An 11,893-nucleotide genomic window follows, 5' to 3' on the forward strand; every position below is an offset into this window, starting at 1 on the left:
TGTTCATGTGTTTCTGTACCTCTTTATTTATATTGTTTTGAATGTATACTTTTCTTGCTAATTTTGATGATATCAGGGGAATTGGGATAAAGTCAATGTTTTAGAGGATTTGAATGTAAACAAATATACAAAAGTTTACATTCGAGAAAAGTAAAAAAGAGTCTTATTGATTTAGGACTCTAATTTTAAAAGTTATAAATATTTTTAAAAGCTTCTGAGCATCTCTTCAAACTTTTCTTTTTCTAACTGTTTAGCCATTTTATTAGCTTTTGCCTTCTTTTCAAATTCTTCTTTCCACTTTAATAATTGTTGATATGAGTTATAATCTATCCCTTTAAGAAAGGATAGCCATCCATTGATGTGATTTTCGATGTCTATTTTTTCTTGAATTGTTAAATTGTCATTATTTAATGAATTATAGATTGTAGCACGTAATATTTTTCTTTGTTTTCTACCAATACTGATTTTTCCTTCATCTGTTATTAATAAACCTGTGATTTTTTTAGCGTTTCCAGGTCGGTTCCGGTGCAAGAAATTCAAGATACATGCAAGTAATCTCCTAACCTTGGACATACTGATAGTATTACTCTAGAAAAAGGTGTGTGATCGATATGGAAAAGGAAAATTTGTTCAAATGGAAGCATTACCAGCCGGAACTAATCTTATTAACAGTAAGATGGTACCTACGGTACAATTTGAGCTTCCGTAACCTGGTGGAAATGATGGAAGAACGAGGCTTATCCATGGCTCACACAACGATTATGCGATGGGTTCATCAATATGGACCTCAATTAGAAGAGAAAGTACGACATCATCTTAAAACAACAAATGATTCATGGAGAGTCGATGAAACTTATATTAAAGTGAAAGGGCAATGGATGTATGTATATCGTGCCGTTGATTCAGAAGGGAATACCATTGATTTTTATCTAAGTAAATCAAGAGATAAACAAGCAGCCAAGCGCTTTTTCAAGAAAGCCTTGGCTGCTTCTCATATTTGTAAACCTCGTGTTATAACAGTAGACAAGAACCCGGCCTATCCCGTAGCGATTCAAGAGTTAAAAGAAGAGAAACATATGCCTGAAGGCATACAAATAAGGCAAGTTAAATATCTCAATAATATAGTGGAACAGGATCACCGTTTCATTAAGAAACGTGTACGTTCTATGTTAGGATTCAAATCGTATGAAACAGCCACTTCTATATTGAGCGGCGTTGAAGCCATGCATATGATGAAAAAAGGACAACTTAACCTACAGGTGAAGTCTGCACAAAATGAAGTTGGGTTCATACATAAGTTATTTGGAATTGCATCATAATCTGTCATTGAATAGGCCATGTAGGTTCTATATCTCTATCAAATGGTTTTTGCACCAGAACCTGTGGCTGTACCCCTTAACTAAGTTGTATCCATATGACTATAATAATCCCAAAAACTTTTGTTACGTAAGGTAGTAATAAAAACTATTCAATTATACTTAGAGTGGTTAAATTTAATGTTTTCAGTTGAAAAATCAGAATTCAGACAACGTTATACTTCGTTCGGTAAAAAATGTTAACTCTTCAAAATTTCGACAATCTTTTACAATATATTAACATATAATTAGTAGAGTTATTGGATATTAAATTACAGTATTAGCAATAACACGTTTCTCAATCTACTATGCATCTTAGTTAATCACATTACTAAAGAAATCAATTCAAATAGGAGAGTTACTTTAATTGAGAATTGAGATAGAAGAATAAGGTCAACTAGTGGTAGAAATCAGTTGAATAAATAGAAATATTGTTATTTATGCTATTTTTAATCATTTTTCGGAAGAACTAAGCATGTCATGAATTTTAAGTACGATATCTTGAGTTATACGGAATTGTTAATAGCTGTATTTTGTAAAAAAATCTAATGGAGGTAAGTAGATTGATAAGTAAAAAAAATATTAAAACTATCCCTTTATCAAAAGGGCAAAGGGACTTTTTTTTGCAGTATTGTTTGTATCCAGATAAATCTTCATATAACGAACCATTTGCTTGGCATGTTTACTCGGAATTAGATGTTTCACTTGTAAAAAGAGCTTTTATTGAAATTATCAACCGCCATGAGATTTATCGATCTATTTTTGCTATGGAGAAAGATCCTGTACAGAAGGTTTATAGTGAGCCGTTTCTAGATTTTAAAGTTATTGATATAGGTACTGAAGAATTATCTTCTATTAATCAAGAGTTGTATCAAGAGTCGTACAAACCTTTTGTATTGGAAAAAGAGCCACCGTTTAGAGTGAGATTGTTTCGCTATGCTGAAAATCATTATATTATGCTTTTAGTATGGCATCACATTGCTATTGACGGTTGGTCTATATCACTAATATTAGATGAGTTTGGAATAATATATAAACACTTAAAAAAAGGAACAAATCATGATTTGAAAACCGTTATATCTCAATATTCGAACTTCGTTTCTTGGCAAGAAAATTTATTGTTAAGCGAAACTGGGGAAACATCGAAGGTATTTTGGAAAAATAAACTTAAAGGTGAGATACCGGTATTAGAATTGCCGATTGATAAGAAGCGACCACCTGTTCCTTCGTATGAGGGAGGATTGGTGCCTTTTAAACTAAGTAGAGAGATTAGTGAGAGTTTACTTAAATTCTGTGATAAAAAAGGTTTTACTCTTAATACAGTCTTATTATCTCTTTACTTTGCTTTTTTACATCGTTATTCAGGACAAAATGAAATTATAGTAGGAACACCTAGATTTGGAAGACGGAACAAAGATTTTCGTAATACTTGTGGATATTTTGTTAATATGCTTCCTATTAGAATTAATTTTAAGGATGGTTATTCATTTGAGGAACTTTTAAATATTCTTAATGAGGAACTAAAGGATTGTGTGAAACACCAAGACTATCCTTTTTCCATGATGTTGAAGGAATTAGAATCAAGTCGTGATATTAGTTACTCACCTATTTTTCAAACTGGATTTGTGTTACAAAAGGCTAGTAGGCAAGATGCAGCGATTTTTTTGGGAAATTCTACGAATAAATTTAATTTACATGGACTAACATTGTCTCCTTGTAGTTTAGAAAAGAATATAGCCAAGTTTGATTTAACATTATTTATTGAACAAGAAAATGACAAAGCGATTTGTGGTAATTTCGAATATAATAGAGATATTTTTCATGAAGATACAATCTTGAGATTAATTCGTTATTTAGAGCAATTTATTGCATCTGTTTTACATAATTGTGAAGCAGGCATTTCTAAAGTTAATTTATTACATGAGGCTGAAGAGAAGCAATTATTGAAGGAATGGAACAATACAAGAGTAGAGTATCCGACAGAATATGTTATTCAAGAACTATTTGAACAACAGGTAGCACAAACACCAGAAGCAGTAGCCTTAGTATATAAGAATCACCAACTTACTTATAAAGAATTAAATGAAAGAGCGAATCAATTGGCTCATTCTCTACAGAAAAAAGGTGTAGGGCCTGAGACGATGGTTGGAATCTGTGTGGAACGATCTTTAGAAATGATTGTTGGTCTGCTTGGAATCCTGAAAGCAGGCGGTGCATATGTGCCACTGGACCCAACCTATCCAGAACAACGGCTTAAGTACATCTTGGATAACGCGGATATTAAACTGATGGTAACACAAAGAAATGTGAATGGGTGGTTACCAGAAGGAATAGCGAATATTTGTTTAGATGAAAATCAAGAAATGATTTCACAAGCGAGTATTACTAATCCAATAATTGAAGTGGCTCCAGAGAATTTAGCCTATGTAATCTATACATCGGGATCTACTGGGAACCCGAAGGGTGTGTTACTGGAACAAAAGGGATTATGTAATCTTGTTCATACTATTATTGACTTAATGCAATTAAATTCAAAGAGTAGAGTAATCCAATTTGCTTCCCTATCATTTGATGCGGCAGTATTTGAAATATTTACAACGCTTGTAGCTGGTGGAACATTGTGTGTAAGTAGCCAAGAAGATGTTATGCCTGGGGAACCATTAAAGAAATTTTTACAAAATAATAAGATTACACACGCTACTTTACCACCGACGGTGTTAAATGTGTTAGATGAATCCAAATTTGAACATCTCAAGGTAGTTGTCTCTGCAGGTTCAGCTTGTAGTGAAGAGATTGCGAAACGTTGGTCAAATCATCGTATATTTATCAATGCTTATGGTCCGACAGAAGCAACAGTTTGTGCGACTGCAGGAATTTATAAAGGAAATGGTCAACCTCATATTGGACGTCCAATTTCTAATGTGGAAGTGTATGTATTGGATCAAAATCAGCAACCTGTACCTATTGGTGTAGCTGGAGAACTGTGTATTGGAGGGGCTGGATTAGCACGTGGATATTTGAATCGTCCTGAATTGACAGAAGCAGCCTTTATTCCACATCCATTCAATGGTGATTCTAATGCCAAATTGTATCGAACTGGTGATTCTGTTAAATATTTACCAGATGGAAATTTAGAGTATATTGGTCGAATTGATAACCAAGTTAAAATTAGAGGTTTCCGAATTGAATTAGGAGAAATTGAAACCGTATTAGGCCAACACCCTATGATTAAAGAAGTCGCTGTATTGGCTCGGGAAGATGAAACGGGAGATAAACGATTAGTCGCGTATGTCGTAGGTGAAGGAAGCGTGCAAGACTGGAGAGAGCACGTAAAAGCACAACTTCCAAATTATATGGTACCAGCCCATTTTGTAAGAATGGATGCTTTACCACTGACGATTAATGGGAAATTTGATACTAAAGCTTTACCTAAATGGGATAGTGTAGTGCAGGCAAGTGTTGAGCATATTGGCCCTCGCAATGAGACGGAGAAAAAATTGGTGACGATTTGGTCGAATGTATTATGTGTTGAACAATCAACAATTGGTGTGCATGATAATTTCTTTGAATTGGGTGGACACTCTCTGTTAGCGACTCAAGTTGTTTCGCGTTTACAAGAATTGTTTCAAATTAAGTTACCATTAAGTGAATTATTCCAGTACTCTACTATTGAAGGCCTATCACAGCGGATAACAACGTTATTACAAGAGGATAAAGGCTATGAAATTCCACCATTACAACCAAAGGAACGAGGAGAACGAGTACCGTTGTCTTATGCTCAGCAACGATTGTGGTTCTTGGATCAGCTTGAACAAAATAGTTCGATTTATAATATTCCAACTGCGTGGCACTTGAAAGGAAAATGGGGAATTGAAGCATTAGAAAAAGGATATAATGCGCTGCTACGTAGGCATGAAGTGTTACGTACAGTAATTCAAGAAATTAATGGTGAACCGATGCAAGTTATCAAAGCTTATACCAAAAAATCGTTACAGGTAATTGATTTGCGTCACTTTTCGCAGGAAGAAAAAGAGCTCCAAATGAAGACTTTAACTCAAAGCGAAATAGAAACACCATTTCATTTAAGCGAAGGACCATTAATTCGAACTCAGTTAATTATTATGGAAGAAGAGGAACTCGTACTTCTTTGTACAATGCATCATATTATTTCTGATGGCTGGTCTATGGGAATTTTACTTGATGAATGGTTTGCCATGTATCAAGCATTTATAGAGGAGAAAACAGTGCAACTGCCACCTTTAGCACTTCAATATGCTGACTTCGCACAATGGCAACGTGATTGGCTAAAGGACGAGGCACTCGCACAACAATTAGAGTATTGGCAGAAAGAACTAAGCGGAGAGCTTCCAGTATTACAACTACCATTTGATTCTCCACGCCCAGCAGTACAAAGTTATAAGGGAGATACGTATCAAGTTACTTTACCAGTTGCATTACTGGATAAGATTAAAACATTTTCCCGGGAGGAAGATGCCACACTATTTATGACTTTGTTAGCTGGATATCAAGGATTTCTTTCACGTTATACCGGACAAAAAGATATTTTAGTAGGAAGTCCTATTGCTAATAGAAATTATAAGGAAATTGAAGAACTTATTGGATTTTTTGTTAATACACTTGTATATCGTGCAAACCTTACTGAGGATTTAACATTTAAAGAATTGGTAACACAGGTGAAAGAAAAAGCATTAAAAGCTCAAGAATATCAAGATGTTCCTTTTGAGAAAGTAGTTGAAGTATTACAACCAGAACGAAATGCTAGTCATTCACCAATATTTCAAACGATGTTTACTTTACAAACTCATTCAAGAAAGCTATCAAAAATATTAGATCATAGTTTAGAACCAATTCCAAATTATATGGCAGTAGCGAAGTTTGATTTAACAGTAGGGATGGAAGAAACTGAAGAAGGATTACAAGTAGCCTTTGAGTACAATACAGATTTATTTAATGCTTTGACAATACAGAGAATGGCTAAGCATTTTGAAAATTGGTTAAGTGAAGTGATGGATTCTCCTCAAAAATCTATTGGAAGTTTGAAACTGATGAGTAGAGGGGAAGAGAAGCAATTATTGAAGGAATGGAATGATACAAGAGTAGAATATCCGACGGAATATATTATTCAAGAACTATTTGAACAACAGGTAGCACAAACACCAGAAGCAGTAGCCTTAGTATATAAGAATCACCAACTTACTTATAAAGAATTAAATGAAAGAGCGAATCAATTGGCTCATTCTCTACAGAAAAAAGGTGTAGGGCCTGAGACGATGGTTGGAATCTGTGTGGAACGATCTTTAGAAATGATTGTTGGTCTGCTTGGAATCCTGAAAGCAGGCGGTGCATATGTGCCACTGGACCCAACCTATCCAGAACAACGGCTTAAGTACATCTTGGATAACGCGGATATTAAACTGATGGTAACACAAAGAAATGTGAATGGGTGGTTACCAGAAGGAATAGCGAATATTTGTTTAGATGAAAATCAAGAAATGATTTCACAAGCGAGTATTACTAATCCAATAATTGAAGTGGCTCCAGAGAATTTAGCCTATGTAATCTATACATCGGGATCTACTGGGAACCCGAAGGGTGTGTTACTGGAACAAAAGGGATTATGTAATCTTGTTCATACTATTATTGACTTAATGCAATTAAATTCAAAGAGTAGAGTAATCCAATTTGCTTCCCTATCATTTGATGCGGCAGTATTTGAAATATTTACAACGCTTGTAGCTGGTGGAACATTATGTGTAAATGACCAAGAAGAGGTTATGCCTGGGGAACCATTAACGAAATTTTTACAAAATAATAAGGTTACACACGCTACTTTACCACCGACAGTGTTAAATGCGTTAGATGAATCCAAATTTGAACATCTCAAGGTAGTTGTCTCTGCAGGTTCAGCTTGTAGTGAAGAAATCGCAAAACGTTGGTCAAATCATCGTATATTTATCAATGCTTATGGACCAACTGAAGCAACAGTTTGCGCAACCGCAGGAATTTATGAAGGAAATGGTCAACCTCATATTGGACGTCCAATTTCCAATGTGGAAGTGTATGTATTGGATCAAAATCAGCAGCCCGTGCCTATCGGTATGGCTGGAGAGCTGTGTATTGGAGGAGCTGGATTAGCACGTGGTTATTTAAATCGTCCTGAATTGACAGAAGCTTCCTTTATTCCGCATCCATTCAATGGTGATTCTAATGCCAAATTATATCGAACTGGTGATTCTGTTAAATATTTACCAGATGGAAATTTAGAGTATATAGGCCGAATTGATAACCAAGTTAAAATTAGAGGTTTCCGAATTGAATTAGGAGAAATTGAAACCGTATTAGGTCAACACCCTATGATTAAAGAGGTTGTTGTAATAGCTCAAGAAGATGAACATGGAGATAAACGATTAGTCGCGTATGTCGTAGGTGAAGGGAGTGTACAAGACTGGAGAGAACATGTAAAGGCACACCTTCCAAATTACATGGTACCAGCTCATTTTGTAAAAATGGATGCCCTGCCACTGACGATTAATGGTAAATTTGATACTAAAGCTTTACTTAAATGGGATCGTGTAATACAGACAAGTGTAGAGCATATCGGCCCTCGCAATGAGACGGAGAAAAAATTAGTAACAATTTGGTCGGGTGTATTGGGTATTGAGCAATCAACAATTGGTGTGCATGATAATTTCTTTGAATTGGGTGGACATTCAATGAAAATTATGGAGACATTAGTGAGAACATTATCTGAAGGCTGGAATGTAACAGTTAAGGATTATTATGAATTACAAACAATAAGTAAAATAGCAGAAAAAATCGATAATGGAACTAGCTCATATTTACAGTCGAATAAATCGCGGATACAATTTTTAAAGCCACCTAAGAAAAGAGGAGAAACAGAAAAATTACATCAAACATTTGACCAGAGTAGTGCGGTGTTGTTAACAGGTGTTACAGGATATTTAGGTATACATTTACTGGAACAATTACTTGATACTACAAAATGTAAAGTGTACTGTTTAATCCGTGGAAGAGATGAGGAAGAAGCTCAAGTACGTTTATTGAAAAACTTATGGTTTTATTTTAAAGACAAATTTACTAAGTATGAGTCATTAATAAATGAACGGATTTTTATTGTAAATGGAGATTTGACTGAGAAGAGATTGGGTCTAAACGAAGATATATATGTAACCCTTCATAAAAATATTAAGACTGTAATTCATGCAGCTGCTCTAACAAAACACTTTGGAGATTACGCCGATTTTGAGAGAGCAAATGTTAAGGCGTTAAAAGAGATACTAACATTTGTAGGGAATGACAAGAAGCTACATTATGTATCTACAACGAGTGTGTCCGGACAGTTTGCGTTAGGAGAAGAGGAAAAAGTATTTAAGGAAAATGATTTTTATATTAAACAAAATTATGAAGATAATGTCTACGTGAAAAGTAAATTTTTAGCAGAGCATGAGATTTTCAAAGCGATATCCAAAGGGGTCAATGCAAACATCTATCGAGTAGGTAATCTTACTAATAGATATCGTGATGGTCAGCACCAAACTAATATTGTAGACAATGCATTTATGAGTCGTCTAAAATTTATGTTGCAATACGGTGTTGTAACAAATAATTTATTATCGAGTAAAGTGGAATTCACACCTGTTGACTATTGCAGTAATGCAATTATTAGATTAATCACTTCGAATATAAATACTGATAATGTTCAGGAGTATATTTTCCATATGTATAATCATGAGAAACTGGAACTTAAAGATATGGTTGGAATATTTGAACAAATAGGGCATTCGATTGAAGTTCTTGATGATTCTGAGTACGAGCGAATCATGTTAAAAATATCTCAGGATGAAAATAGGCAAGAAGACCTTCAAATGCTCATGGTATCAGGAGAAAAGATGGATGAGCGATATAAAGTAGTAAAACTAGATTCAATTAGGACACAAAAGAAGTTAGAAATAATAGATTTTCAATGGCCGGAAATTAATATTGAATATTTACAAAAGATTGTAGAATATATGATTTCATCCGGTTTTTTATCACCAGATGAATTAGGAATATTACATGCAGTCACAAAATAATTGTATGTTTTAAGGGTTATTTAAAAATTAGTGAATAACATCTGTCTATCCCTTCTGTTATCGGCACTGCTTGTATAACGGGAGGGATTAGGTAGGAGATTAATTTTTTGTAATGTATATTGCGTATCTGAATATGTTATTTAGCTACTAGAAGATAAGGATGAGTTTTATAATCTCTATTTCAGTATTAATTGAAAACTCCAATTGTATTCAAGGGTTTATTGTGGAAGGGCATGCAGATTATGCTTCCTATGGTGAAGATATTGTCTGTTCGAATGTGTCTACAGTCACTATCGGCACGGTAAATTCAATAGAGAAGTTATGCCATGTAGAGATGGAGGTAGAGACTCGGGATGGTTATTTAAGGGCGATGCTCCCAACGAACAAGGCGTTCCTAAAGAGGCAAAATGATGTGCAATTATTACTTCAAGCTATGGTGTATACATTGCAATGCCTAGAAGAAAATTATGAAAAGCATATTCGTATTATTGTCAGGAAGATGTAGGATAAATGCTAAAGTTATAGAGCCCTTAGTTGTTCGTAGCGGCTAACAAATTAATTATATTTGGATGTATGAGAATTCTATAGAAATTAGTAAAACATATTATAAGCAACTCTTCAGTTTTTTATTGTCATACTAAATATAGTGAACATAATTTGGAATTTAGGGTGAGAGTTAAACAAACTTTAATTGAAGAATACAATATTCTAATGCTTAAGTATGATAATCAGTATTGAATTTATATCTTAGATAAGGAGAAATAATATGACACAACAGATAAATAATTCCAACTGGTTTACTTGTCTTTTATTGCGGAATCAGCCTAAATTAAGACTCTTTTGTTTTCCATACGCAGGAGGAAGTATGGTATACAGAGGATGGGAAAAAACATTTCCTGCTGATATTGAAATACATATTGTGCAACTTCCAGGAAGAGACAAACGCTTTTTTGAAGAGATAACACGTTCAGTAAGTAAAATGGTAGAAGGACTAAAACAAGGAATACAGCCTTATGTGAATGAGCCATTTGCTTTTTTTGGTCATAGTATGGGAGCACTCCTTGCTTTTGAATTAGCAAGAACTTTAGTGAAAGAGGAGAATGTTTCTCCACTTCACTTGTTTGTATCGGGAAAAGCAGCCCCACATTTAAAAAATATTCATCGAACTATTTATAATCTTCCTAAAGAGCAGTTTCTTCAAGAATTGAGTAACCTAAATGGTACACCTAAGGAAGTACTTGAAAATAAGGAATTAATGGAGATATACGAGCCGATTTTACGTGGGGATTTTGAAGTTTGTGATACGTACCTTTATAAAAGAGGGAATCTTTTAACCTGTCCCATATCTGTTTTTGGTGGATCACAAGATGTAAGAATTGATGAGAGAAATCTAAAAGCTTGGGGAGAACTTACAACAGGCTTTAATCAAGTACGTATGATAGAAGGGGATCATTTTTTTCTTCATAGTCAGCAAGACTTTATCCAAAATGCAATAATTAGTGATTTAAAATGTAATGTATAAAGATAGAATTTTATTTTAGAAAGGGTATGTTGAAAATATTATAGGAAACTAAATATTGTTGTATAGAGAGTGTGAGAGAATTTAAAATGATTAATATTTATGCGATTAAAAAGCCACAATTTATAGATGACAATAGATATAATACCTTATTAAATTTGGTATCTGCGGAAAAAAAGAAAAAAATAAATCGTTATGTAAAAAAAGAAGAAGACTATAGATCTTTGTTAGGTGATGTTTTGATACGATCTGTAATTTGTAAGCAATATAAAAATATTTAATCAAGATATTAAGTATGATTACAATGAATATGGCAAACCTTGCTGGAAAGGAAGTAATCATTTTTTCTTTAATATTTCGCACTCAGGAGATTGGATTGTTTGTATTGTGGATAAATTCCCTGTAGGTATAGATATTGAGCAAATATGTCCTATAAACTTAGAAATAGTTTCGCATTTTTTTCAGATGAAGAAGTAGAAGATTTAAATACTAGATCATCAGTCGGAAAAATTGATTATTTTTATGACTTGTGGACACTAAAAGAAAATTATATAAAAGCAATAGGAAAGGGTCTTTCGATTCCTTTGAATTTTTTTACACAATATCAAATAGATTCTAATTATAAATTATCTGTATGGGCAACTTCTAATCGGTTTCCAAAGAAAGTTATCATTAAAAACATGTCTGAAATTGTTCAAGAGGTTCTGGTGCAAAAAATCTCTTAAGCTTGGACATACTGATCCTATTACTCTAAAAAAGGGGCATAATCAGTATGGGCGGTTCTGGTGCAAAAACCATTTGATAGAGATATAGAACCTACATGGCCTATTCAATGACAGATTATGATGCAATTCCAAATAACTTATGTATGAACCCAACTTCATTTTGAGCAGACTTCACCTGTA

Annotated in this window: 7 protein-coding genes; 6 read left to right on the forward strand and 1 reads right to left on the reverse strand. The window is 33.9% G+C overall.

From position 1 onward, the window contains the following. Window positions 1–204: 204 nt before the first annotated feature. Entirely contained in the window at window positions 205–531 is a 327-nt protein-coding gene (locus ORL93_RS30045; protein ID WP_265960263.1) for a hypothetical protein, read from the reverse strand. A gap of 80 nt (window positions 532–611) precedes the next feature. Between ORL93_RS30045 and ORL93_RS30050 the strand changes: the two genes are divergently transcribed. The 6 genes from ORL93_RS30050 to ORL93_RS30075 all read left to right on the forward strand — a co-directional run bounded on the left by ORL93_RS30050 (window position 612) and on the right by ORL93_RS30075 (window position 11,713). Continuing rightward, window positions 612–1,319 carry an IS6 family transposase gene (locus ORL93_RS30050; RefSeq protein WP_040118712.1) on the forward strand — a complete coding sequence of 236 codons (708 nt, stop codon included), beginning with the start codon at window positions 612–614 and terminating at the stop codon, window positions 1,317–1,319. A gap of 599 nt (window positions 1,320–1,918) precedes the next feature. Next, on the forward strand, window positions 1,919–9,469 hold the full coding sequence (locus ORL93_RS30055; RefSeq protein WP_265960264.1) for a non-ribosomal peptide synthetase: 7,551 nt from the start codon (window positions 1,919–1,921) through the stop codon (window positions 9,467–9,469). 160 nt (window positions 9,470–9,629) lie between these two features. After that, window positions 9,630–9,974 carry a ribosomal-processing cysteine protease Prp gene (locus tag ORL93_RS30060; RefSeq protein WP_199668845.1) on the forward strand — a complete coding sequence of 115 codons (345 nt, stop codon included), beginning with the start codon at window positions 9,630–9,632 and terminating at the stop codon, window positions 9,972–9,974. Between the two features lie 261 nt (window positions 9,975–10,235). Next, a complete protein-coding gene (locus tag ORL93_RS30065) occupies window positions 10,236–10,991 on the forward strand; it encodes a thioesterase II family protein (RefSeq protein ID WP_265960265.1) in 756 nt (251 codons plus the stop codon). An 86-nt stretch (window positions 10,992–11,077) separates the two neighbouring features. Continuing rightward, window positions 11,078–11,269, forward strand: a complete 192-nt coding sequence (locus ORL93_RS30070) for a hypothetical protein (RefSeq protein WP_265960266.1) — start codon at window positions 11,078–11,080, stop codon at window positions 11,267–11,269. Window positions 11,270–11,413: 144 nt separating this feature from the next. Continuing rightward, entirely contained in the window at window positions 11,414–11,713 is a 300-nt protein-coding gene (locus ORL93_RS30075; protein WP_265960267.1) for a 4'-phosphopantetheinyl transferase family protein, read from the forward strand. Window positions 11,714–11,893: the final 180 nt, after the last annotated feature.

It is taken from the genome of Bacillus sp. DHT2 (assembly GCF_026241455.1).
Taxonomy (GTDB): Bacteria; Bacillota; Bacilli; order Bacillales; family Bacillaceae_G; genus Bacillus_A; species Bacillus_A pseudomycoides.